The following is a 23,296-nucleotide window of genomic DNA, read 5'->3' as shown; positions in this document are numbered from 1 at the left end:
GAGCCGAGCCACAGGCGTCAGGCGTCAGGCGTCAGGCGTCAGGCGTCAGGCGTCAGGACAGCGTGGCGACGATCCTCCTGACCCGGAGCGCCACGCTCTCCGGAAGCGGGGCGTAGTGGATCGTCGGCAGCAGCTTCTGCCCTTCCTCACCTGCGGTGTACGCCAGGAACGACTTCAGCGCCGGCAGGTTCGCCGGGTCGTTCCCCGTGTCGCAGACGACCTCGTACGTCACGAGCACGATCGGGTACGCGCCGTCGGCCGAGGTCCCGTGGTCGAACTCCAGCTTCATGTCGTTGCCCCGCCCCACCACCTTCGCCTGGGCGATGCCCCGGGAGGCGGTATCGGCACTGGGCGCGACGGGTTCGGCCGCGCCGGTGTCGATGCGCACCGTGTCGATCTTCCGGGTGGCGGCGAAGGACAGCTCGACGTAGCCGATCGCCCCCTGGGTGGCGGCCACCGCCGAGGCGACTCCGTCCGAACCGGCCGCCGAGTGGCCACCCCTGGCCTGCCAGGCCTTCTTCGCCTCGTACGGCCAGTCGTCGCCCGCGGCGCCCGACAGATAGGCGTTCAGGTTCTGCGTCGTGCCCGAGTCGTCCGAGCGGTGCACGGCGGTGATCGCGAGCTCGGGGAGCCGCACGCCGGGATTGAGCCGGCGGATGTCGGGGTGGTCCCAGACGGTGATGCGGGAGTCGAAGATCGCAGCCAGGGTGGGGGCGTCGAGGACCAGGTCGTGGACGCCCGGTAGGTGGTAGCCGAGAGCCACGGGCCCGCCCGCCATCGGCAGGTCGATGGCCCGGCCGCCGGCGCAGAACGTCCGGGAGATCTTGACGTCCTGATCGCCCAGCGCGCTGTCCGTGCCGCCGAAGGCGGTCGCTCCCCGCAGGAACTGCGCCACCCCGGCGCCGGACCCGACGGGGTTGTAGGCGATCCGGACACCGGGGCAGGCGCGCTGGTACTGGTCGATCCAGTGCTTCATGGCGTTCTGCTGAGCGGTCGAACCGGAGCCCTGCACCCTGCCCGAGCCGGCGCAGTCGACGTCCGCGGTCACGGCCGGGGGACCGGCCTCGACCCGGTCCTCGGCAGGGCCCTCCCCCGCACAGCCCGCCAGTACCAGTGCGGCCACGACCGCGCCCGCGGCCGGGCGCGCCCGTCGGTTCGTACGTCTCATGCGTCCCATGCCTCGGCGCCCGCCCCTCTTCCCCCCTGGGATCGTCGTCGATCAGGTCCCGGGGCGGGTGACGTCCGGGCGAACATCAGTCGACGCGAGGCCGACCGCCGTGTTGCCCGCGGCCGACCGGTGGCGCGGCCCGCGGATCGGAAGGCGGAGGATCAGCCTCGTACGGGACGTACGTGGATGACTCCGACAACGCAGCGTGCGGGCCAGGCGTCGCGGGCCAGGAGGGACTTTCGCACGTCCTCGTGGTGCGCCGGCACGGCGTCGAGAGCGCCCGCGTGCACGCGCTCCGCCCACCGATCGATCAGGTTCCGGATCTCCCGCTCGTCCGCGTTCACGGCCGGCTCGCGCTCCTCGTCCCGCCGCTCGCACGGCCGTTCCCGCCTCCGGTGCCCGTGCCCCGTTCGCCGTTCGGCCCCGCCACCGCTCTTGTCAGGTCCCGGCCCACCTGGTTGGGTACCGCGGACCCGAGGTGCGGAGGGCGGAGAGATGGCGACGGCGGCCGGGCGGGGAACGGTGGGCACTCTGCCCGAGGGGCTGGGCGACGCGATACGCGACACGGCGGGGGAGATCGCCGCCCTGCTGTCCGGTACGGCGGACACCGGCCTCCCGGTGCCCGGGTCGGAGTGGACCGTCGGCGAGGCGGCCGCCCATCTGGCCCAGGCGAACGAACTGATGGCCGACATCGCGGCCGGCCGGGAGCGCCGCCACGGGGACGGCACACCGCAGAGCCTGGCCGCGGCCAACGCCCTCGCCCTGGCCGGGTTCGCCGAGCGGGGCGCCGGGCCGCTGGCCGCGATGATCGTGGAGCAGGCCGAGGCGTTCCTCGGGGCGGTGGACGCCCGGGGAACCGAGGAGCCCGGCACGCTGCACACCCCGCTGGGCCCGATGGACCTGGCGACGCTCGGCTCGTACCTTCTGACGCACATGCTCGGCCACGGCTGGGACCTGGCCCGTGCCCTGGGGCGTCCGCACATGGTGGACCGGCGCCGGGTCCGGTTGACGCTCCCCTTCCTGATCGCGGCGATGCCCCGGGTCCTCGACACCTCCGCCGCCGCCGGGCTGACGGCGCGTTACGAGGTCCGGCTGCGGGGCGGCGGCGCGTTCGGCGTCACCTTCACCGACGGCCGGCCCGTCGTGGAGGCGCGGACGCCGGACCGGCCGGACTGCACGATCCTCACCGAGCCGGTCGCGTTCCTCCTGATGGCGCTCGGCCGCCGCGGCCCCTGGGGAGCCATCGCCCGGGGCGGGGTGCTCGCCTGGGGCCGCAGGCCCTGGCTCGCGCCCCGGTTCCCCACGCTGTTCGTCGCCCCCTGAGGCGGGGCCCCGTACGGGTGCCCGTCACGCGCGCGCGGTACGACCGGCCGCGGGCCGGGCACGGATCCCTCCGTGCCCCTGATCGTCGGAACCTCGGGATGGCAGTACAAGGACTGGCGCGGCGTCCTCTACCCTCCCCGGGCACCCCAGCGGTTGTGGCTGGAGGAGTACGCCGGGCGGTTCGCCACGGTGGAGAACAACAACGCCTTCTACCGGCTCCCCGACCGGGACGTCTTCGCCTCCTGGCGCGACCGCACGCCCGGGGACTTCGTCATGGCGGTGAAGGCGAGCCGCTACCTGACGCATCTGAAGCGGCTGCACGATCCCGCGGAGCCGGTGGGCCGGCTGATGGACCGGGCCGAGGGGCTCGGCGGCCGGCTGGGGCCCGTCCTGCTACAACTGCCGCCGAACTTCAGGGAGGACACCGCGGCGCTCGACGCCTGTCTGCGCTGCTTCCCGCGCAGGGTCCGGGTCGCCGTCGAACTGCGCCACCCCTCGTGGTGGGACGCGGAGCGGGAGCTCCGGGCGGTGCTGGAGCGGCACGGGAGCGCGTTGTGCTGGGCGGACCGGGGTTCCCGCCCCGTCACCGCGCTGTGGCGCACGGCGGACTGGGGCTATCTGCGTCTCCACGGCGGTCTCGCCCAACCCCCGCCGCGCTACGGCCGCCAGGCCCTGACGGGGTGGGTCCGGCGGCTGGGCGACGCGTGGCCCGACGGGGACGACGTGTACGTGTACTTCAACAACGACACGGGAGGGGCGGCCGTCGTGGACGCCGCGAGGTTCGCCCGCTCGGCCGCCGCCGCGGGCCGGACCGTGACCCGTACGCCCGACGTCACCGGCTGACCGCCCCGGCGCCGGACCGATCCGGCTCCTTCCCGGACTTCCGGTATACAGTGCGAAAATCGTTGCAACTTCAATGAGTGGGGGGCCTCTCATGGCGCTGTTCGGAAACGCGCACACGGTCGATCCGGCCAAGGCACAGCAGGACTACGCGCGGCTGCTGGGGCAGGGGGAGCAGGTGCACGCCGCGTTCCTGCTGATCCGCGACACCATCCTGTTCACCGACCGCCGGCTCCTGCTGGTCGACAAGCAGGGCATCACCGGCAAGAAGGTGGAGTACCACTCCGTCCCGTACCGCAGCATCACCCACTTCGCGGTGGAGACGGCCGGCACGTTCGACCTGGACGCGGAGCTGAAGATCTGGATCTCGGGCAGTGCCGCGCCGATCCAGAAGACGTTCACCAAGGGTGTCGACATCTACGAGGTGCAGGCCATCCTCACGCAGTTCGTGGCCCGGTAGGACCGTGACGGAGGGCGCCCCGGCGGTCCTGCCGGGGCGCCCACGCCGTTCGGTCGGCCGCCGCGTCAGCGGCCGACGCGCTTCAGCACGGCGCCGAGGTCCACGAACTTGAAGCCGGTGGCCTCACGGTCGCCGTCGCCCGGTGTGTCGTGACCGTCCTGCACGACGAGCAGGCCGTTCGGGTACTTCGCGCCGAGCCGCGCGTTCAGCGCGGCCGCGCCGTCGGACTCCTCGGAGCCGTCGAGGCCGGCCGAGGCGGCGGTGACGCGGAAACCGCCCTCGTACTCGTTGCGGTCGCCCACCTCACGGTCGTACAGCGCGAAGGTGTCGTCGCCCTGGCTCGACGCCAGGAGGTACCCGTCGCCACCGGGCTCGGTGACCAGGGTCAGCCCCTCGACGTCGGAGGACAGGCGCTCGCCGCCGAAGCCGGGGTCCGTGCCCGCGACGCACTCCTCGGTCGCCTCGTCGTAGGCGGCGGGCACGCCGAACTCGCGGACCTTGTCGACGAGCCGGGGAGCGCCGGTCAGGTCGGCCCTGACGCGCCAGATCCCGACGTCCTCCTGGCCTGCGTAGAGCATGCCGTTCGCCGGGTCGACGACCATTCCCTCGACCTGCGGCGCGTCCCCGGGCTCACCGCACGGCGTCCAGGCGGTGCCGTCGGGCAGCCGGAAGGAGGCGGGCAGCTTCAGGGTGCGCACCGTCCGGTAGGTGACCGTCCCCGCGGCGGTCGGCCGCAGTTCCAGCAGCGCGACCTCGGTGCTCGCGCGCCGGCTGACCAGCGCGTACGAGCGGCCGTCGGCCCGGTCGGTCCAGGTGGCGAGGCCGTACGCGGTGCGCTGCCCGTTGATCTCGTCCTGGTTCCGGGAGAAGACCGGCGGCACGGCGGGGTCGGTGATGTCGACGAGGGGCCCGCCGGGGCGTCCGCGGTCGATGCGGTGGACGCGCAGCCGGTCGTGGCCGCGGTCGGTGGTCACGGCGACGTCGGCGCGCCCGGAGGGCAGCCGCAGTCCGTGCACGAGGTCCACGTTGTTGAAGCGGCCGGGTGCGTCGCCCGGACGGCCGGGCCCGGGCGCCGCGATCGACTGCACCGGGCGGGCGTCGAGGTCGTACACCCGCAGTCCGCCCTCCTTGGCCGTCGCGATCACCAGGCTGCGGCCGGGGTCGGCGGCGTTGCGCCAGATCGCGGGGTCGTCCGCGTTCGCGTGGCCGCCCGCCTCGTCGTCGTAGAGGGTCGGCGCCTCGGCCGTCGGGGTGACGGCCGGCAGGGCGGAGGCGGTGGGTTCGGCGGGGCCGGGGGACGCCTCGGGGCTCTGTGCGGCGGCCGGGAGGGCGGCGGACGCCACGAGGACCATGCCCAGGACGGCGGTGGCCGGCCGGAAGGGAAGGGGTCTGCTCACGAAGCACTCCTCCATGTCGGGAACATGACGACTTCCCGTTGAGGGTGGAAGCGACGGGTGACGGCCCGGCGTCCGGCACACGGTGCCCGCATGTGCACGCCGTGAACTTGGCCGACCTCCGCCGGAGAGGGCAGTATCGATGGTGAGGCTCGATCCACCGGCGTGTGGCCCCACAACCGCTTCTCCGCCCTACCGCGCCGACGGCCCGCCCCCGGACACCCCGCTCCGGCGGCCCCGGGGACCTGCGGCACCGGCGCAGGAGGTGACACCACCATGAAACTCCCCACCGACCGTGCCCGACACTCGACGGGTCCCGAGGCGGGCGGCGCAGCCGTCACGGTCGGCGCGGCCGACGCGGGCGTGCTGCTGCTCCGGCTGGCCGTCGGACTGATCCTGGCGGGGCACGGGGCCCAGAAGCTGTTCGGCTGGTTCGGCGGCCCCGGCCTGGAGGCAACGGGCAAGGGGTTCTCCCAGCTCGGCTGGGATCCCGGCGTCTTCTTCGCCGGCCTGGCCGGCGTCTCCGAGTTCCTGGGCGGCCTGGGACTGGCCGCCGGTCTGCTCACCCCGCTCTCCGCGGCCGCCTGCGTCGGGGTCATGGTCAACGCGATGGCGGTCGCCCCCGACATCGACCTGTGGTCCGCCGCCGGCACCGCCTTCGCCTACCCGATGCTCCTCGCCGTCGGCGCGCTCACCGTCGCCGCCGTCGGACCGCTCGGGCTCTCGCTCGACACGCGCTTCCCGTGGCGGAACGGCGGCTGGGTCCCCGCGGGCGTCGCCCTGGTCCTGGGGGTCGTCGGGGCGTTCATCATCCTGGCACTGAAGTAGGCGGACGGCTGCGCCGGACAGCCCCGGTCGGACCGCAGTGATCGCGGCCGTGGCGATCGCGAAATAGGCTGTTCCGTGCCGGCTTGCCCAGCAATGCCGCGACCGAGCGACCCCGCCAGACGAGGTGCAGGCGATGTCCGACAGGCGTCCACGCGCGACAAGGGCGGGCAGGTGGCCGCTCCGGACCTCCGGTCACGGCCGGCAGCAGGCCGACCCCGCTCCCGAGCACTCCATGGATCCACGGGCGGAGCACGAGTCGCAGGAGCCGGCACCCCTCGAACGCAGCATCGTCGACGCCGCGCTCTACCGCGACGGGCACCGCATGGAGACGCCCGTCTCACTGGCGGAGATCTACCACCGGCTCCCCGGCGAGCCGGGCACGATGGCCTGGATCGGGCTGTTCCGACCCTCCCCCGCCCAGCTGTGGGAGGCGGCGGAGCAGTTCGGACTGCACGAACTGGCGGTCGAGGACGCCATCGTCGCCCATCAGCGCCCGAAGCTGGAGCGGTACGGGAAGACGCTCTTCGTCGTGCTGCGCCCGGCCCGGTACCTCGACGAGGCCGAGGAGGTGGACTTCGGCGAGATCCACGTCTTCGTCGGGCCCGAGTTCGTCCTCACCGTGCGGCACAGCCAGACCCCGGACCTGGCGGTCGTGCGCAGCCGGCTGGAGGCCGACCCGGAACTGCTGGCCCTGGGCCCCGAGGCGGTGCTCTACGCCATCCTGGACGCGGTCGTCGACGGCTACGCCCCGGTCATCGCGGGCCTCCAGCACGACATCGACGAGATCGAGACCGAGGTCTTCCGCGGCGACCCGCAGGTCTCCCGGCGGATCTACGAGCTGTCCCGCGAGGTCGTCGACTTCCAGCGGGCCACCCGCCCGCTCATGGCGATCATGAACGGGCTCCAGGCCGGATTCCAGAAGTACGGCACGAACGAGGAGCTCCAGCGCTACCTGCGGGACGTCGCCGACCACGCCACCACCGTCGCCGAGCGGGTCAACGGCTTCCGGCAGGCGCTCGGCGACATCCTCACCGTCAACGCCACCCTCGTCTCGCAGGCGCAGAACGAGGAGATGAAGATGCTCGCCGAGGCGGGCCACGCCCAGAACAACGAGATCAAGAAGATCTCCAGCTGGGCCGCCATCCTCTTCGCACCCACCCTCATCGGCACCGTCTACGGCATGAACTTCGTCCACATGCCCGAGCTCGACTGGCGCTTCGGCTACCCGTTCGCCGTCGCGCTGATGCTGCTGGTGTGCGTCAGCCTGTACTTCGTCTTCAAGCACCGGGACTGGCTCTAGCGGGCCGCCTCCGGGCGCTCCCCCGGCCCCGCGACGGGCTTCGCGTCACAATGGGGGTGAGGACCTGCCGTCCACAGCGGTGAGGCGAAGCCCACGATGCCGTACATAGCCGTGACCGCCCTGAGCGACGTCGGGCTGGTCCGCGAGCACAACGAGGACAGTCTCGTCGCCGGCCCCTGGACGCTGTGCGGCACGGTGACCGAGAACCCGCAGACGCTGCTCTTCCCGCTGGGCACCCCGCTCGTCGCCGCGGTCGCCGACGGCCTCGGCGGGCAGCCCGCGGGCGAGGTGGCCAGTGCGCTCGTCGTGCGGCAGCTCGCCGCGCTCGGCCCCGCGCTGGACGACGAGGACGATGTCGGCGAGGCGCTGAACATGTGCAACCACATGGTGTACTCGGCCGCCGACGGCAACCCCGACCTGCTCACGATGGGCACAACGGTCGCGGGCGTCGTCGTCCTGCACGACCGGGTGACGGTGTTCAACGTCGGCGACAGCAAGGTGTACGACGCGGCCCAGGACGGACTGCGGCAGCTGAGCGTGGACGACAGCCCGCCGCCCCGGCCGGGGCGGCGGGTCACCACGGCGGTCACCCAGACGCTCGGCGGCGGCCCCTCCTACACACCCGTCACGCCCCACGTCACGACCGCCTCCCTGGCGCCCGGCGACCGCTGCCTCGTGTGCACCGACGGGCTCACGGACCCCGTGCCGGACGAGGAACTCCACTCCCTGCTGCGGGTCCACGACGACGGCAGGGCCGCGTACGAGCTGTGGAAGGCCGCCATCGAGGCGGGCGGCCCGGACAACATCACGCTGGCGCTGGTGCGCATCGGCGAATGACGGACGGCGGCCTGCCCGGGAGACGTCCGCCGGAAACGGGAACGGTGCCCCGGAGCCGAGGCTCCGGGGCACCGTCCTGGTGCGCGGGTGAGGCGGACAGCCGGTGCCTCACCCCTGCGTGTGCGGGAACTACTCCACGTCGTGGCAGACCGCGTAGGCGGTGATCGAGCCACCCAGGGCGAGGACCGAGGCGGTCGCCCTCCAGCCGGTGGCGGGACCCGTGCCGACGAACACCGGCGCGCTGTCCTCGACCTCGATGGAGAGGAGGTCGGTGGTGTCGTAGCCACCGCCGATGGCGATGTCGTTGCCGAGGCACAGGGCCGTCGACGTGACGTCCGTGCCGATGACGTCGCTGGTCGCGACCAGGCCGGTCACGACGTACGTGTCGAGCTCACCCTCGGGGCCCTGCGGTCCGGGAGGGCCCTGTTGGCCACGCTCGCCACGCTCGCCGCGCTCGCCGCGCTCACCACGGCGGTCGTCGTCGTCGTCGAAGCTCATCACCAGAGCGCTCGAGCCCGGCAGCTCGGCGGTGGAGGCGGGCAGCGTGTCGGCCGCGGCTGCGGTGCTCGGAACGACGCTGAGCAGGGCGGCGACGGTGCCGGCCGAAACCAGCATGGCGGTCTTCGTGCGGGAACTGCGGATTGTACGGCTCACCAGAGAACCTTCCTCGCGGTACTTGGAGTGACCGAACCACCGGCGTGCACGCACTAGGCGGTGCGTTTCGTTCGCCTGCGTGTCACGACCTGCGTGGCCACGGGCTGCAGTCTTCACTCTCCGCGATCCCAGGGTTACGGATTGCCACGTGTCGTGGACGCAATCACCCGAGCGGCTGTGAAACCCGCACCCCCCGTACCCGATTCGGCCCTGTCGCGTTCCCCGGGCCGCACCCGCCACCGGCCGGGCGAAGAAGAAATTCTTCCGGACGGCACGAGTTCGGCCGCCCGTTCCGGAACCGCCCTCAGCACTCCATCAGGTCCAGTGCGTGCTTGACCGAGAGGGCACAGAGAAAGAGCCGTCGGGAAATCTCGGCGGCAATCAGATCGCGCACCGGACAGGACGGATGGACCAGAACGATGTTCCGGTCGTGGCGCTTCCAGGAGAGAAAGAGCTCCAGCAACTCGTTGTCGCACTCGGTGATTTCCGCGCAGTCGACGACGAGTCGCGAGTACCCGGACTTCACGCCGACGGTCAGCATCAGCCGCAGGGGGTAGACGCTCTCCCGGTCGATCACCCCGCGGAGCGCGATGACCAGCGTGCGGTCGATGGTCCGGCAGTAGGAGATCGCCGGTGAGTCGTTCCGTCGCCCGGGAGTGCCGCAGGGTCCGGGGTCGGCGGTACCCGAATGGACCGCGACCGACTCTGCGACGCTCATGCTGTTGGACCCCTTCGCGGTGTGCCGCCCGAATGCCGCTCTACAACTACCGTAAAAGTGCCGGGAAATGCACCCGGGGTACGATCCAAACGGGTGACGGCGGCCGGTTCCATTCGCCCGCGGCGCAGATCTGCTTTCCGTATCAATGGGCACCTCCGGCGGGCCGGCCGGACCGTACGCCCGGCGCCGACGTGTCCATCGGCGCGGGAAATCGTTTTGTCAGCGATGAATTCTTCCAGCACTCCGCCGGCACCCGGGTCTTCGGACCCCCTGTCCCCTCCGGCGCCCCATACCGGGGTCCTGGCGTGGGAGCGCCGCCCCGGTCCCGAGCGGTCCGGCCCCCGCCGCAACGGTCCGGGCGAACTCGCCCAGACACCGCTGTACCTGCAACTGGTGTCCGAGTGGCGGGCGCGCGGGGCGATGCTGCCGGGCGCCCGCGATCCGCAGTGGGAACGGCTCGCCTCCCTCCGCGCGTTCGAGGAGGACACCCAGCGGACGCTCCGCATGCTCCGGCTCGAGCGCGATCCCCTCCCGCCGCTGACCGACGCCGAGGCACTGGTGTCCTCCGGGGACGGCGAGCACCCGGCCGCGCCTGGTGCCGTCGCGCACCTGCCGCGGCCCCGCTGACCGGCCCGGCTCCGGCCCACCGCGGCGCCGGGCCCCCCGTCCTCGTAGCTACGACCGTGAATCGTGAAAACTTGAGCCATTGGAGCTCATCGTGTGAATTCTCGGGCGAGCGCGAGTCCCGGACCCGGGCGAAGCGTTTGTGCGTATGTGGAACCGCGTGAGTTGTGGGAAAGAAATACAGTCCTTGCGAATGCCTTCTGCACCAGCGACGACCGGGTGCGACTGGCGCAGAGCGCACTCGACGAGGCCCAGGCCGATCGTACGAGGATGCTGGCCGCATTCGCGGTGGTCGTCGGCGACGACGGCACCGTCGCCGGCATGATGGGTCTGCCGGAACGCGAGGTCAGGGTTGCCCGCAGGACCGTCGGCCGGGAAGGCGCGCGGACCGTCGCGGCAAATCTACTGACCCGAATGTCGGATCAATCCGCCGATGCGGGCGGGGAACCCGTGCAGACGGCCGGGGAGACCACGGCGTCTTTTCCCCGGGCGGAGCCGGCCGGGGCGTCGGTCTCGGTTCCGCCCGTGTCCCCCTACACCGCCGCACAGCCGTCCCAGCCGACCGGCACCTATTCGGTTCCGCCCGTCGAGGAACAGACCTGGGCCGAACCCGTCCAGCCCGTTCCGTCCGCCCAGCCCGCAAGTCCCGTCTGGTCTCCTTCGATGGATTCCGTTCTGGTGTGGAGCTGGCACTCCGGGCTGGATCTCCAGGTCGTCGCGAACGAGCTCGGTCTGGAACTGCGAACGGTTCTCCAGCGCGTACAGACCCTCGCCGCGGAGGGCCAGCTCGTCAAGGCCGACCAGGTCGGGCCACGGGACTACGCCACTGGCTCATGGGACCATTCGGTCCCGTCGAGGGAGTACGCGAGCGGTTCGCGGGACTACGCGACCGGTTCGAGGGAGTACTCGGGGCGGCACCGGAGGCACGAGGAACCGATGGAGTTCTCCGACACCGGATCGTTCGGACTGGGCGGACTGTTCTCCAGCGCTTCCTGGTCCTGAGCGCGTACTGCCGGTCGCGTGCGCTGCCGCCCGCCGACGGGCGGCGCACGATGGAGGCATGGACCGTGACCTCACGGCCGTCAGCCTTCCCGGGCGCGTCGCCGGACCCGGCGAGGGGATCAGCCCGGAGGAGCTGGCCCTCGCCGCCCGCAACCACGGAATGCCGCTGGAGGCCCTCCGGTACGGGCTGACGCCCCCGGGGCTGCACTACGTCCTCGTCCACTACGACATCCCCGCCACCGAGGCCTCCGACTGGCGGATCGGCGTCGGCGGGCTGGTGCGGACGCCGCTGCGGCTGGACCTGGCGGACCTCAGGTCGTACCCCTCCGTCACGGTCCGCGTCACGATGGAGTGCGCCGGGAACGGGCGGGCGCTGCTCAGCCCCCGGCCGGTGAGCCAGCCGTGGCTGGTGGAGGCGGTGGGCACCGCCGAGTGGACCGGCGTTCCGCTGCGCGTGCTGCTGCGGGAGGCCGGGGTGGAGCCGGGCGCCGTCGAGGCGGTGTTCACCGGTGCCGACCACGGGGTGGAACGCGGGGTCGAGCAGGACTACCGCCGCAGCCTGCCGCTGGACGTGGCGACGGGCGACGACCCGGAGGTACTGGTCGCGTACGCGATGAACGGCGGGCCGCTGCCACCCCAGCACGGCCGTCCCGTGCGGCTGGTCGTGCCCGGCTGGTACGGCATGGCCCATGTGAAGTGGCTGTGCGACATCAGCCTGACCGACACCCCGTTCACGGGCTACCAGCAGTCGGTCGCGTACCGCTACCGGCAGTCCGCGGACGACCCGGGCGAGCCGGTCACCCGCATCGCCCCGCGCGCCCTGATGATCCCGCCGGGCTTCCCCGACTTCATGTCGCGGACCCGGGTGGTGCGCCCCGGCCGCACCGGGCTGGAGGGCCGCGCCTGGTCCGGCCACGCCCCGGTGGCGCGGGTGGAGGTCAGCACCGACGACGGACGGACCTGGCACGACGCGGCGCTCGACGTACCGGAGGACCACCGCTGGGCCTGGCGCCACTGGCACACGGCCTGGACCGCCACCCCCGGCTCCCATGTGCTCGTCGCACGCGCCACCGACGCCGAAGGCCGCACCCAGCCGCTCGACCAGCCGTGGAACCGGGGCGGCTTCGGGAACAACCTGGTGCAGCGGATCCCCGTCCTGTGCCTGCCGGACGGCGCCTGAGGGACCCCGGTCCCGAGTTGCGAAGCGGCCCCCCATGGGGTTGGTTCGAAGGAGAACCCCTGTTGGGGGTGAGCCACTGTGCTGTTCACCGACCGCGTCGACGCGGGGCAGCGCCTCGCCGGAGCCCTCGGGCATCTGCGGGAAGCCGATCCCGTCGTGCTCGGGCTGCCGAGGGGCGGGGTGCCGGTGGCCTTCCAGGTGGCACGGGCCCTGGGTGCGCCGCTGGACGTGATCGTCGTACGCAAGCTGGGCGTGCCGTACCACCGGGAGCTGGGGTTCGGCGCCATCGGCGAGGGGGGCGTCCGGGTCATCAGCGACGACATCGTCCGCCGCGGCCATGTCTCCGAGAAGGACGTCGCGGCGGTGGAACGGGCCGAGACCGCCGAACTGACCCGGCAGGCGGAGCGGTTCAGGGCCGACCGGCCGCGCGTCGCCATCAAGGGCCGGACCGTGATCCTCGTGGACGACGGGATCGCGACCGGCGCCACCGCCGCGGCGGCCTGCGAGGTCGTCCGGGCGCAGGGAGCGGCCAGGGTGGTCCTCGCCGCCCCCGTCGCACCGCCGGACGCGGTGTCCTGGCTGCGCACCGAGGCGGACGAGGTGGTGTGCCTGTCGACGCCGCGGGCGTTCTCGGCGGTCGGGGAGTGGTACCAGGACTTCTCGCAGACCCCGGACGAGGAGGTCGTCGCGCTGCTGGCACGGTCGGCGGCCGACCCGCCGGCACCCGCCCGGTCCGAGGCCGTCGAGGTCGAGGCGGGCGGAACGCGGCTCGCCGGGGAACTCGCCCTGCCGGAAGGCGCCTCCGCGGTGGTGATGTTCGCCCACGGCTCCGGGAGCAGCCGGCACAGCCCCCGCAACCGGGCGGTGGCGACGGCGCTGAACTCCGCGGGTCTCGGCACGCTGCTGTTCGACCTGCTCACCGAGCCGGAGGCCGCCGACCGCCGGAACGTCTTCGACATCGAGGTCCTGGCGGACCGGCTCTCGGGGGCCACCCGCTGGCTGCGCACCCGGACCCCCGTCCCCGTCGGCTACTTCGGGGCGTCCACCGGCGCCGCCGCGGCACTCTGGGCGGCGTCGAGCGCCGGACCTGAGGTCGGTGCCGTCGTCTCCCGCGGGGGGCGGCCGGACCTGGCCGGACCCCGGCTGCCCGGAGTACGCGCCCCGACGCTGCTGATCGTCGGCGGCCGGGACACGACGGTCCTCGACCTCAACCGCCAGGCGGAGTCGGCGCTGCGCTGCGAGTGCCGGCTGGTGGTCGTCCCGGGCGCGACGCATCTCTTCGAGGAGCCGGGGGCCCTCGACGAGGTCTCCGATCTGGCCCGCGACTGGTTCATGCTGCACATGACCCCGCAGGAGCCGTAGGGCCCGTGCCCGGTGACGAGGGGATTCGTGCTTCGCCGGGAGCGGCGACGAGGGCCGGGGTTTCCCGGCCCTCGCCCCGGCCGGGCCGCCGGACGGAACCGCGGAGCCGGCCCGCTGCCCGCCGTCCCGGTCAGCGGGGCAGCGGCAGGCCCGTGTAGTTCTCGGCCAGTTCCGCCGCCGCGTGCGGCGAGGTCGCGATGCGCTCCAGCTGCGCGAGCTGCAGCCGCGTGTCGAACGGCGACTGCGCCGGATCGGCGTGCAGCGTCGTCGTCATGAAGGCCGAGAAGTGCTCCGCCCGCCACACCCGCCGCAGACACGTGTCGGAATAGGCGTCGAGCAGTTCCGTCGAGCCGGTCTCCCGCCACCGCACGAGGGCGCGGGCCAGCACGATCACATCGGCGGCGGCCAGATTGAGGCCCTTGGCCCCGGTCGGCGGGACGATGTGCGCCGCGTCGCCCGCGAGGAAGACCCGGCCGTGGCGCATCGGCTCGGTGACATGACTGCGCATCGGGAGCACCGCCTTGGCCGTGACCGGCCCGCGTTCCAGCTTTCGGCCCGGGTCCTTGTCCAGGGCCAGACGGGCGTCGAGCTCGTCCCAGATCCGCTCGGCGGGCCAGTCGGCGGGATCGGTGCCGTTCGGCACCTGGAGGTAGAGCCGGCTCACGGTCGGGGAGCGCATGCTGGCGAGGGCGAAGCCGCGCTCGGAGTGGGCGTACACCAACTCGTCGTACACGGGGGGCGCTTCGGCGAGGATCCCCAGCCAGGAGTACGGGTACGTCCGCTCGTACACCGTGCGCACGGCCGCGGGGACCGCGTCCCGCGTCACGCCGTGGAAACCGTCGCAGCCCACGACGTAGTCGCAGGTCAGGGTCTGCGCCCGGCCCTTCTCCACGAATTCGACGACCGGGCTGTCGCTGTCGGCACCCTCGACGGACGTCACCTCGGCGCCGAAGAGCAGCGGTCCGCCGTCGGCGAGCTGAAGGGCGATCAGGTCCTTCACGACCTCCGTCTGCGCGTACACCATGACGCTCCTGCCGCCGGTGAGGGAGGGGAAGTCGAGGCGGTGGGCACGGCGGCCGAAGCGGAGCTCGATGCCGTGGTGCGGGATGCCCTCGACGTCCATGCGCTCACCGGCGCCGGCGGCCCGCAGCGCGTCCACGGTGGACTGCTCCAGGATTCCGGCGCGCTGCCGCTGCTCGACGTAGGCGCGATCGCGCAGTTCCAGGACCACGCTGTCGATGCCCGCGTTGTGCAGCAGCCGCGCCAGCAGCAGCCCCGCGGGGCCGCCGCCGACGATGCCGACGGTGGTGTGCATCGGTGCTCCTCTACGCGAAGTGGGCCTGCAGTGCGGTGAGTACGGATTGTGGCTGCTCGACTCCCGCGAGATGGGCGGCGCCCGGCACTTCGACGTAACGCGCCTCCCGGATGCCGTCGGCGAGTTCCCGGCCGTGGGCGGGCGGTGTGGCCTTGTCCTCGCGGCCCGTGATCACGAGCGTGGGCGCGACGACCCGGGCGAGGTCGGGCCGCAGGTCGGTGCCCGCCAGGATCTCGCAACAGACGGCGTACGTCTCCGGGTCGGCGGAGCGCAGATCGGTGACGAGCGCGTCGTGGCCCGTGAAGGCGGGGGTGAACCACCGTGCCGGGGCGGACTCCGCCACCGGCGCTGTGCCCCTGGCGCGCACGAGGCGGGCGCGTGCCCGCCACGGGCCGGGCCCGCCGAAGTGCGCGGAGGTGCACAGCAGCGCGAGCCGCGTCACGCGGTCGGGGTGGTGCGCGGCGAGCCAGGTCCCGACGGCGCCCCCGAGGGAGATCCCGGCGTACGCGAACGCCCCGGCGCCGAGCGCGTCCGCGAGGCGCAGGACGTGCCGGCCGAGGTCGGCGACCGTCGCCCCGGCCTGCAGCACGCCGGGGCCGGCGGGGGACCCGCCGTGCCCGGGGAGGTCCCAGCGGACGACGCGGTGGTCGCGGGCGAGCCCGGCCGTCTGCGGCTCCCACACGCGCAGGGAGGTGCCGAGCGACGGGCCGAGGACGAGCACGGGCGCGCCCTCGGGCCCGTCGACGCGGTGGTGCAGCAGGGGGGTGGTCACGCCGTCTCCCGTGGTCCGTCGAGGCAGGGGCGCGGCGCGCCACCGTGAACGCGTGGCGCGCCGACATCCCGGCGCGGTGCACCGTCATCCGCGCGCTCCTCGCCACCGGCCGGTGGTCCGCCACCGTCCGAGCCCGCCGCACCCTGATCCGGGCACGGCCCACCGGGGCGCGCGCGTCGCGCGCCGCCGTGAGCACATGGCGCGCCGACATCCCGGCGCGGTGCACCGTCATCCGCGCGCTCCTCGCCACCGGCCGGTGGTCCGCCACCGTCCGGGCCTGGGCCACCCCGGGCCGGCGCGCGCGGTCCGCCCTCCGCGACGCGGCGTCCCCCGCCGTCCCGTGGTCGTGGACCGCCGTCCGCCGTCGTCCGGCGAGCCGGCCCCGAGCCGGGCTCGGCGTTCCGTCCGCGACCGCGCTCCAGCGCCCGGTCGACGAGCGCGGGTGCCGAACCCGGATGGCCCGACGGGTCGGAGAGGGAGGCGAGCGCGGGCAGTTCGGGGTGTCCGCGCAGGGCGGGGTCCTCGGCGAGGGCCGCGGACAGGTCCGTACCGCGTTCGGCCGCGCGACGGGCCGCTTCCGTCACCGTCCGCCGCGCGGCGGCCCGGCCGATGACCGGCACCAGTGCCTCCACCGCCCGCTCCGTCAGCACCAGTCCGCGGGTCGCGGCGAGGTTCCGGCGCATCCGGTCCGGCCGTACCACCAGTTCCTCGCACAGCACGGCCGCCGCGGCCGCAGCGCCTCCCACCAGCCGCAGCGCCTCCCGCAGGGGCTGCCACTCGGCGTGCCAGGCGCCGGCCGGGCGCTCGTCCTCGGCGGTGAGCGAGCCGAGGAGGACCATGGCGAGGGCGGGGACCTGGCGGGCCGCGGCGGCGATCAGCGTCGCCCGCACGGGGTTGCTCTTGTGCGGCATCGCGGACGAGCCGCCGCCCGTGCCCTCCGCGACCTCGCCCACTTCCGTGCGGGACAGCACCAGCACATCGGCGGCGATCTTGCCGAGCGCGCCCGCGCCGAACGCCAGCGCCGCTCCCAGGTCGGCGACGGGGGTGCGCAGGACGTGCCAGGGCAACCGGGCCTCGGCCAGGCCGAGTTCCCGGGCGTACGCGGAGACGGTCGCCGGTGCCGCTTCGCCGAAGGCGGCCAGGGTGCCCGCCGCCCCGCCGAGCTGGGCCGGGAGCGCGTCCCGTACCCGCGTCAGCCGGTCGTGGGCGTCCAGGACGAGCTCCCGCCAGCCGGCCGCCTTGAGGCCGAAGGTGGTCGGTACGGCGTGCTGGGTGAGGGTGCGGCCGGCCATCGGGGTGGACCGGTGGGCGGCGGCGAGCGCGCCCAGGGCCCGCTCGGTGCGTTCCAGGTCTGCCGCCGTCAGCTCAAGGGCCCTCGCCGCCAGCAGCATCAGCGCGCTGTCGAGGATGTCCTGGCTGGTCGCGCCCCGGTGCACGAACTCGGCGTGGGCGGTGTCCCGTTCGGCGACGGCGGCCGTCAGGTCCGCGACGAGCGGGATCACCGGGTTGCCGCCCGCCCGGGCCCGGAGGGCGAGCGAGCGGACGTCGAACCGTTCGGCCCGGGCCACGGCCGTGACCGTCCTGCCGGCAGCGGGGTCCTGGGCCCGGGCCAGCGCGGCCTCCGCGTCCAGCAGCGCCTGGAGGAAGGCCCGGTCGCCGGTCGCGGCCTCGACGGGGCACCCCGCGCGGACGGGCGCGAACAGACCCACGTCCTCGGCGGAGGGACCCACGTCCTCGGCGGAGGGACCCGCGCCCCCTGCGGACACCCCCACGTCCCCCACGGACACCTCCACGTCCTCGGCGAACCGCCCCCCGTCCCCCGCGGACACCCCCGCGTCACCCGTGGAAGTCAAGGAAGACCGTCTCCTTCTCCCCCTGCAGACGGATGTCGAAGCGGTACGTCCCCTCCCCTTCGGGCCGGGCGACCAGCGTGGCCCGCCGTTCCGCCGGAAGCGCGGCGAGCAGCCCGTCGGCGGCGGCCGGGCAGGTGTAGACCCGGGTGAACAGGTGGTGCATCAGGCCCCGGGCGAAGACGCAGACCGGGAGGTACGGCCTCGCCGCCGGCGGTGGCGCCGTCCGCACCTCCCAGTGCCCGTCCGCGTCCGTCGCCACCCGGCCGAACCCGGTGCCGGGCTGCCAGAACTCCAGGAGCGCGTCCGGCACCGGATCGCCGTTCCCGTCCCGCACGTACCCGTGGACGGAGATCGCGCCGGGACGCCCGGCCGGGACGAGGTCCCCGCCCCCCTCGTACGGCAGGGCGTGGCCGAAGAACGGGCCCACGGTCTGGGCGGGCGTGGGAGGAAGCGTCACGGGGCCCCCTCCCCGGGATCCGGGAGCGTGGCCGCCGGCCCGTCCAGCACGATGTCCCAGCGGTAGCCGAGGGACCACTCCGGCCGCGACAACGTGGGGTCGTACGCGGCGACGAGCCGTTCCCGGGCCGCCGGGTCGGTGACCGCCTGGAGGATGGGGTCGTACGGGAACAGCGGGTCGCCCGGGAAATACATCTGCGTCACCAGCCGCTGGGCGAACGCGGTCCCGAACAGCGAGAAGTGGATGTGCGCGGGCCGCCAGGCGTTGACGTGGTTGCGCCACGGGTAGGCCCCGGGCCTGACGGTCGTGAACGCGTAGCGCCCCTCGTCGTCGGTCAGACAGCGGCCCACCCCGGTGAAGTTCGGGTCGAGCGGTGCCGGATGCCGGTCGCGCTCGTGCGCGTACCGGCCCGACGCGTTGGCCTGCCAGATCTCCACGAGCTGGCCCCGTACGGGCCGTCCCGCGCGGTCCCGCACCCGTCCGGTGACGGTGATCCGCTCGCCCAGCGGCTCCCCCGGATGCTGCCGCGTCAGGTCCGCATCGCCCTCCCGTACGTCCCTCGTGCCGAGGACCGGTGCACTCCGCTCCGCCGCGTCCGGATCCTCCACGGTCACGACGGAGTGGTGCGGATGGCGCAGGACGCTGCTGCGGTACGGCGCGAAGTCCCGGCGCGGATGGTGCGCCGGCTTCGGCGCGGCCCCGTGCGCCGCCGCGATCTCCGCCGTGATCCGCTCCTGGCTCGGGATCCCCCCGTCGGCCACCGGTCCCGTCACCTCTCCAGGACCAGGGCCAGCCCCTGCCCGACGCCGATGCACAGCGTCGCGAGTCCCGTGCCCGAGCCCGCGGCGGCGAGCTGGTGGGCGACGGCTCCGGTGAGCCGGGCCCCGGAGGCGCCGAGCGGGTGGCCGACGGCGATGGCGCCACCGCGCGGGTTGACGCGGGCCGGGTCGAGGTCCGGCCACTGGCGCAGACAGGCCAGCGCCTGGGCGGCGAACGCCTCGTTGAGTTCCACGGTGTGCAGCTCGCCGAACTCCCGGCCGGCCTTCTTCAGCGCTCTCCGGGCCGCCTCGACCGGGCCCGCGCCGAAGTACTGCGGCTCGATGCCGGTGACGGCCGAGGCGCCGATGCGGGCGAGCGGCTCCCGGCCGGTGGCGCGCAGCCCGTCCTCGTCCACGAGCAGCAGCGCGGCGGCGCCGTCGTTGAGCGGGGAGGAGTTGCCCGCGGTGACGGTGCCGTCCTTGCGGAAGACAGGCTTCAGTTTGGCCAGTGCCTCGGTGGAGGTGGAGTCGCGGATGCACTCGTCCCGGGACAGCTCCACTCCGTCGACGGGGACCACCTCGCCGTCGTACAGCCCCTCGGCCCACGCACGGGCGGCGTTGCGGTGGCTGGCGAGGGCGAACGCGTCCTGTTCGTCGCGGCCGATGCCGTACCGGTCGGCCAGCAGCTCGGCACCCTCGCCCAGGCCGACCGTCCACTCCTGCGGCATGCGCGGATTGACCATCCGCCAGCCCAGCGTGGTCGAGTGCAGCTGCTGGTGGGCGGCGGGGAAGCCGCGCTCGGGCTTCTGCAGCACCCAGGGCGCGCGGCTCATCGACTCGACGCCGCCGGCGACGGCGATCGACGCGTCGCCGACCGCGATGGCGCGTGCGGCCTGGATGACGGCCTCCATGCCGGAGCCGCACAGACGGTTCACCGTCGTGCCCGGCACGGTGACCGGCAGTCCCGCGAGCAGCACGGCCATCCGCGCCACGTCCCGGTTGTCCTCTCCGGCACCGTTGGCGTCGCCGAAGAAGACGTCGTCGATCCGCGCCGGATCGAGCTCGGGGGTACGCGCGACGAGGGCGCCGAGCACCCCGGCTGCCAGGTCGTCGGGCCGCACCCCGGCGAGGGCGCCGCCGTACTTACCGATGGGTGTGCGGACGGCGTCCACGACGTAGACGTCACGGAGGCGGTCGGTCATGACAGCTCAGCTCCAGTCTTCTCTCGTACCTCGTCGGGGGTGACCCCCGGGGCGGTCTCGACGAGGGCGAATCCGGCGGCGGTGATGTCGAGCACGCCGAGATCGGTGATGACGCGGTGCACGCACGCCCGGCCCGTGAGGGGGAGCGTGCAGGCGCGGACGAGTTTCGGGGAACCGTCCCTGGCGGTGTGGTCGGTGAGGACGACGACCCGGCGGGCGCCGTGGACGAGGTCCATCGCGCCTCCCATTCCCCTGACCATTCTTCCGGGGACGGCCCAGTTGGCGAGGTCCCCTCGCTCGGAGACCTGCATGGCCCCCAGCACGGCGGTGTCGATGTGGCCGCCGCGGATCATGCCGAAGGAGAGCGCGGAGTCGAAGAACGCGGCGCCGGGCGCCACCGTGACGGTCTCCTTTCCCGCGTTGATCAGATCGGGGTCGGCCTCGTCCTCGTACGGGTACGGGCCGACGCCGAGGATGCCGTTCTCCGAGTGCAGGACGACGTCCACGCCGGGCGGGAGGAAGCCCGGCACGAGCGTGGGGAGCCCGATGCCGAGGTTCACGTAGCTGCCGTCGGTCAGTTCGGCGGCCGCGCGGGCGGCCATCTCTTCCCGGGTCCAGCTCATCGGCCGGGCACCGCCCCTCGCCCGGACGGCTGCCGTACGGACGTCTCCCGCACGCCGGCCTCCCGCGCGGAGGTCCGGAGGTGCTCGATGCCCTTCGCGGCGGCCTGCTCCGGCGTCAGCGGCACGACCCGCTGCACGAAGACGCCGGGCACGTGGACGGTGTCCGGGTCCAGCTCCCCCGGCTCGACGAGCTCCTCGACCTCGGCGATCGTCACCCGCCCGGCCATGGCCGCGAGCGGGTTGAGGTTGCGGGCGGACTTGTTCATCACGAGGTTGCCGTGACGGTCGCCGCGGGCGGCGCGCACCAGGGCGAAGTCGGTGGTGATGCCGTGCTCGAGGACGTGGTCGCGGCCGCTGAAGGCGCGGATCTCCCTGGGTGGCGACGCCACCGCGACGGTGCCTCCGCCGGGCGCGTACCGCCGGGGCAGTCCGCCGTCGGCGACCTGGGTGCCGACCCCGGCCGGCGTGTAGAAGGCGGGGATGCCGCAGCCGCCCGCGCGCAGACGCTCGGCGAGAGTGCCCTGCGGCACCAGTTCGACCTCCAGTTCGCCGGCGAGGTACTGGCGGGCGAACTCCCTGTTCTCCCCGATGTAGGAGCAGACGACACGGTCGATCCGCCCGTCGGCGAGGAGGACGCCGAGACCGCTGCCGTCCACCCCGCAGTTGTTGGAGACGACGTCCAGCCCTCGGACCCCGCGGGCGTGCAGCGCGCCGATCAGCACGCTCGGCACGCCGCTGAGGCCGAAGCCGCCGACGGCGAGCGACGCGTGGTCCGCGATGTCGTCCACCGCCTCGGCGGCGGACCGCACGACTTTGTCCATGGAGACTTCCACTCGATCCGTTCGCCAGATGAACTAGAGTTCATCTACGACTCGCCATGAGTCTGCGTGCACCCGGCACCCGTGTCAACGCCCTGGAGAACCGATGCCCGCCGCTCCCCCCGCAGAGGCCGTGGCTCCGCTGATGCGCGGTGTCGCCGTGCTGCGCGCGCTCAGCGACGCGGGCGGCCGGATCGAACTCAGCGACCTCGCGCGGTCCACGGGGCTGGCCCGCTCGACCGCCGACCGCGTCGCGGCGACACTGGCGCGGATGGGGTACGTACGCCTCCAGGGCCACGAGGTCCGGCTCGCCCCCCGGCTCATGGAGCTGGGCAACGCCTACCTCGCCGCGCTCTCCCTGCCGGGCCGGCTCGGCCCGCTCGCCGAACGCCTCGCCGACGAGCTCGACGAGTCGGTCTCGCTCGCCGTCCCCGACCGGGACGGCATCCGCTTCGTCCACCAGACCACCCGGCGCAGGGCCATGTCCCCCAGCTTCCGGATCGGCGACCTGCTGCCGTACGAGCGGACGGCCGCGGGCGCGGTGTTCGCGGCCGGGTGGACGGAGGACGCGTGGGCGGCCCGGAGCGGGAACGCCCCGGGGACGGAGGACAGCGGCACGCCGGGCGGATCGGCGGGGGACGGCCCCCCGGGCGGGGACGCGTTCCGGCGGCGAGCGGCACGCTCCCGGGAGGCCGGGTGGGCCGTGGACGACCAGCTCATCGAGCCGGGACTGGTGGCCATCGCCCTGCCCGTGCACGATCCCGCGGGCTCCGTCGTCTGCGCCGTGAGCGTGGTCAGCCACACCAGCCGGCACACCGCGGACTCGCTGGGCCGGGCCGTACTGCCGGTGCTCCGTGACACCGTCGCCGCGATGGAGGAGGAGCTGCGGCGGGACGGCCCGGCCGCCGGGGCGACCGCGCCGAACGGCCTCGCCCACTGGACCACGGCCTCCAAGCAGGAACTCGGCGCGGGGTTCGTGGAGTCGCTGGCCAGGGGCCTCACCGTGATCACCGCCTTCGGGGAGGGCCGCCCCGAACTGCCCCTGACCGCGGTCGCCGAGGCCACCGGCCTGGCCAGGGCCACGGCCCGCCGCGCGCTCATCACCCTGGAGCACCTCGGCTACGTCAGTTCCGCGGGCCGCGTCTTCCGGCTCACGCCGCGCGTGCTGTCCCTCGGCTGTCCCGCGCTGTCCCGGACGACGCTCCCCGACATCGCCGTCCCGCACATGGCGGAACTGGTGCGCCGCGTCCACGACTCCGCGTCCCTCGCGGTCCTCGACGGGGACGACATCCGCTACACGGCGCGCGTCGCCACCGAGCGGATCATGAGCGTCAACATCACCATCGGCACCCGGTTCCCCGCGTACGCCGCGTCGATGGGGCGTGTCCTGCTGGCGGGACTGCCCGCCGGGGAGCGCGCGGACCGGCTCGCCCGCACCGAACTGCACCCGCTGACCTCACGCACCGTCACCGAACCGGGGCGGCTGCTCGATCTCCTCGCCCGCGTCCACGACGAGGGGTTCGCACTGGTCGACGAGGAACTGGAGGAGGGACTGCGTTCGCTGGCGGTCCCGGTCCGGGACCACACGGGCCGTACCGTCGCCGCACTCAACGTCGCCATGCACACGACCCGCCGCACGGCCGACGAGTGCCTCGCCGACGTCCTCCCGCAGCTCCGCGCGACGGCCGCCGCGATCGAGTCCGACCTCCACATCGCGGGCCGCTTCGCCCACGTCCCCGAGGTCTGAGCCTCGTCGCCCGGCCCGGGGACCGTGGGGGCGCCGCCGGCTCACGCCCGGTCACCCGGCC

At 73.8% G+C, this 23,296-nt stretch carries 23 protein-coding genes and 1 pseudogene; 11 read left to right on the top strand and 13 right to left on the bottom strand.

Features of this window, described 5'->3' with window-relative positions; translation table 11 throughout:
• Positions 1 to 52: 52 nt before the first annotated feature.
• On the bottom strand, positions 53 to 1,168 hold the full coding sequence (gene pstS, locus QRN89_RS18505; RefSeq protein ID WP_290350531.1) for a phosphate ABC transporter substrate-binding protein PstS: 1,116 nt from the start codon (positions 1,166 to 1,168) through the stop codon (positions 53 to 55).
• Between the two features lie 161 nt (positions 1,169 to 1,329).
• Complete coding sequence (locus QRN89_RS18500) at positions 1,330 to 1,512, bottom strand: hypothetical protein (protein WP_290350530.1); 183 nt, start codon at positions 1,510 to 1,512, stop codon at positions 1,330 to 1,332.
• Between the two features lie 151 nt (positions 1,513 to 1,663).
• Here QRN89_RS18500 and QRN89_RS18495 point away from each other — a divergent pair, with 151 nt between their 5' ends.
• The 3 genes from QRN89_RS18495 to QRN89_RS18485 all read left to right on the top strand — a co-directional run bounded on the left by QRN89_RS18495 (position 1,664) and on the right by QRN89_RS18485 (position 3,791).
• Positions 1,664 to 2,491: a maleylpyruvate isomerase family mycothiol-dependent enzyme gene (locus tag QRN89_RS18495; protein WP_290350529.1), complete on the top strand. Its 828-nt coding sequence runs from the start codon at positions 1,664 to 1,666 to the stop codon at positions 2,489 to 2,491.
• 72 nt (positions 2,492 to 2,563) lie between these two features.
• Positions 2,564 to 3,334, top strand: coding sequence for a DUF72 domain-containing protein (locus tag QRN89_RS18490; protein ID WP_290350528.1), 771 nt, complete (start codon positions 2,564 to 2,566; stop codon positions 3,332 to 3,334).
• A 91-nt stretch (positions 3,335 to 3,425) separates the two neighbouring features.
• Entirely contained in the window at positions 3,426 to 3,791 is a 366-nt protein-coding gene (locus QRN89_RS18485) for a PH domain-containing protein (protein ID WP_269729309.1), read from the top strand.
• A 65-nt stretch (positions 3,792 to 3,856) separates the two neighbouring features.
• Here the strand turns inward: QRN89_RS18485 and QRN89_RS18480 are convergent, their stop codons facing one another.
• Positions 3,857 to 5,188: a phytase gene (locus QRN89_RS18480; RefSeq protein ID WP_290350527.1), complete on the bottom strand. Its 1,332-nt coding sequence runs from the start codon at positions 5,186 to 5,188 to the stop codon at positions 3,857 to 3,859.
• Between the two features lie 273 nt (positions 5,189 to 5,461).
• On the opposite strand from QRN89_RS18480, the gene QRN89_RS18475 reads away from it, so the two are divergent.
• The 3 genes from QRN89_RS18475 to QRN89_RS18465 all read left to right on the top strand — a co-directional run bounded on the left by QRN89_RS18475 (position 5,462) and on the right by QRN89_RS18465 (position 8,150).
• Complete coding sequence (locus QRN89_RS18475; protein ID WP_290350526.1) at positions 5,462 to 6,013, top strand: DoxX family protein; 552 nt, start codon at positions 5,462 to 5,464, stop codon at positions 6,011 to 6,013.
• A gap of 133 nt (positions 6,014 to 6,146) precedes the next feature.
• Positions 6,147 to 7,313: a magnesium and cobalt transport protein CorA gene (locus tag QRN89_RS18470; protein ID WP_290350525.1), complete on the top strand. Its 1,167-nt coding sequence runs from the start codon at positions 6,147 to 6,149 to the stop codon at positions 7,311 to 7,313.
• 96 nt (positions 7,314 to 7,409) lie between these two features.
• Positions 7,410 to 8,150, top strand: coding sequence for a PP2C family protein-serine/threonine phosphatase (locus tag QRN89_RS18465; RefSeq protein ID WP_290350524.1), 741 nt, complete (start codon positions 7,410 to 7,412; stop codon positions 8,148 to 8,150).
• A gap of 129 nt (positions 8,151 to 8,279) precedes the next feature.
• On the opposite strand, the gene QRN89_RS18460 is transcribed toward QRN89_RS18465, so the two are convergent.
• Positions 8,280 to 8,804 (bottom strand): hypothetical protein, encoded by a 525-nt coding sequence (locus tag QRN89_RS18460; RefSeq protein ID WP_290350523.1) that lies wholly within the window; start codon positions 8,802 to 8,804, stop codon positions 8,280 to 8,282.
• Positions 8,805 to 9,108: 304 nt separating this feature from the next.
• A complete protein-coding gene (locus QRN89_RS18455; protein WP_290350522.1) occupies positions 9,109 to 9,522 on the bottom strand; it encodes an STAS domain-containing protein in 414 nt (137 codons plus the stop codon).
• 225 nt (positions 9,523 to 9,747) lie between these two features.
• Here QRN89_RS18455 and QRN89_RS18450 point away from each other — a divergent pair, with 225 nt between their 5' ends.
• The 4 genes from QRN89_RS18450 (at position 9,748) to QRN89_RS18435 (ending at position 13,690) form a co-directional block, all read left to right on the top strand.
• On the top strand, positions 9,748 to 10,149 hold the full coding sequence (locus QRN89_RS18450; protein ID WP_290350521.1) for a hypothetical protein: 402 nt from the start codon (positions 9,748 to 9,750) through the stop codon (positions 10,147 to 10,149).
• Positions 10,150 to 10,365: 216 nt separating this feature from the next.
• Positions 10,366 to 11,148 (top strand): hypothetical protein, encoded by a 783-nt coding sequence (locus tag QRN89_RS18445; RefSeq protein ID WP_290350520.1) that lies wholly within the window; start codon positions 10,366 to 10,368, stop codon positions 11,146 to 11,148.
• A gap of 58 nt (positions 11,149 to 11,206) precedes the next feature.
• Positions 11,207 to 12,328 carry a sulfite oxidase gene (locus tag QRN89_RS18440; RefSeq protein WP_290350519.1) on the top strand — a complete coding sequence of 374 codons (1,122 nt, stop codon included), beginning with the start codon at positions 11,207 to 11,209 and terminating at the stop codon, positions 12,326 to 12,328.
• Positions 12,329 to 12,406: 78 nt separating this feature from the next.
• A complete protein-coding gene (locus QRN89_RS18435) occupies positions 12,407 to 13,690 on the top strand; it encodes a phosphoribosyltransferase family protein (protein ID WP_290350518.1) in 1,284 nt (427 codons plus the stop codon).
• 130 nt (positions 13,691 to 13,820) lie between these two features.
• Here the strand turns inward: QRN89_RS18435 and QRN89_RS18430 are convergent, their stop codons facing one another.
• The 8 genes and pseudogenes from QRN89_RS18430 to QRN89_RS18395 form a co-directional block, all read right to left on the bottom strand.
• Positions 13,821 to 15,005 (bottom strand): 4-hydroxybenzoate 3-monooxygenase, encoded by a 1,185-nt coding sequence (locus QRN89_RS18430; RefSeq protein ID WP_290350517.1) that lies wholly within the window; start codon positions 15,003 to 15,005, stop codon positions 13,821 to 13,823.
• 10 nt (positions 15,006 to 15,015) lie between these two features.
• A complete protein-coding gene (gene pcaD, locus QRN89_RS18425; RefSeq protein WP_290350516.1) occupies positions 15,016 to 15,777 on the bottom strand; it encodes a 3-oxoadipate enol-lactonase in 762 nt (253 codons plus the stop codon).
• 413 nt (positions 15,778 to 16,190) lie between these two features.
• Positions 16,191 to 17,507 (bottom strand): annotated as a pseudogene (gene pcaB, locus QRN89_RS18420) (3-carboxy-cis,cis-muconate cycloisomerase); the annotation flags it as partial.
• 106 nt (positions 17,508 to 17,613) lie between these two features.
• Positions 17,614 to 18,087, bottom strand: a complete 474-nt coding sequence (locus QRN89_RS18415) for a peptidase associated/transthyretin-like domain-containing protein (RefSeq protein WP_290350515.1) — start codon at positions 18,085 to 18,087, stop codon at positions 17,614 to 17,616.
• Positions 18,084 to 18,848, bottom strand: a complete 765-nt coding sequence (gene pcaH, locus QRN89_RS18410) for a protocatechuate 3,4-dioxygenase subunit beta (RefSeq protein WP_390701213.1) — start codon at positions 18,846 to 18,848, stop codon at positions 18,084 to 18,086. Before pcaH ends, QRN89_RS18415 begins: the two co-directional genes overlap by 4 nt.
• A gap of 8 nt (positions 18,849 to 18,856) precedes the next feature.
• On the bottom strand, positions 18,857 to 20,047 hold the full coding sequence (locus QRN89_RS18405) for a thiolase family protein (protein WP_290350514.1): 1,191 nt from the start codon (positions 20,045 to 20,047) through the stop codon (positions 18,857 to 18,859).
• The gene (locus QRN89_RS18400) at positions 20,044 to 20,670 is read right to left on the bottom strand and encodes a 3-oxoacid CoA-transferase subunit B (protein ID WP_290350513.1); all 627 of its coding nucleotides are present in this window, start codon (positions 20,668 to 20,670) and stop codon (positions 20,044 to 20,046) included. Before QRN89_RS18400 ends, QRN89_RS18405 begins: the two co-directional genes overlap by 4 nt.
• Positions 20,667 to 21,491 carry a CoA transferase subunit A gene (locus QRN89_RS18395; RefSeq protein ID WP_290350512.1) on the bottom strand — a complete coding sequence of 275 codons (825 nt, stop codon included), beginning with the start codon at positions 21,489 to 21,491 and terminating at the stop codon, positions 20,667 to 20,669. The genes QRN89_RS18400 and QRN89_RS18395 overlap by 4 nt, the downstream gene beginning before the upstream one ends.
• 103 nt (positions 21,492 to 21,594) lie before the next feature.
• On the opposite strand from QRN89_RS18395, the gene QRN89_RS18390 reads away from it, so the two are divergent.
• Positions 21,595 to 23,235, top strand: a complete 1,641-nt coding sequence (locus QRN89_RS18390) for an IclR family transcriptional regulator domain-containing protein (RefSeq protein ID WP_290350511.1) — start codon at positions 21,595 to 21,597, stop codon at positions 23,233 to 23,235.
• The last annotated feature ends 61 nt before the right edge of the window (positions 23,236 to 23,296 follow it).

Origin of the sequence: Streptomyces sp. HUAS CB01, assembly GCF_030406905.1 — a bacterium.
In the GTDB taxonomy this organism is placed as follows: Bacteria; Actinomycetota; Actinomycetes; order Streptomycetales; family Streptomycetaceae; genus Streptomyces; species Streptomyces chengbuensis.
Note: the sequence above shows the minus strand (reverse complement) of the source record. Positions and strands in the feature narration are given on the sequence as shown.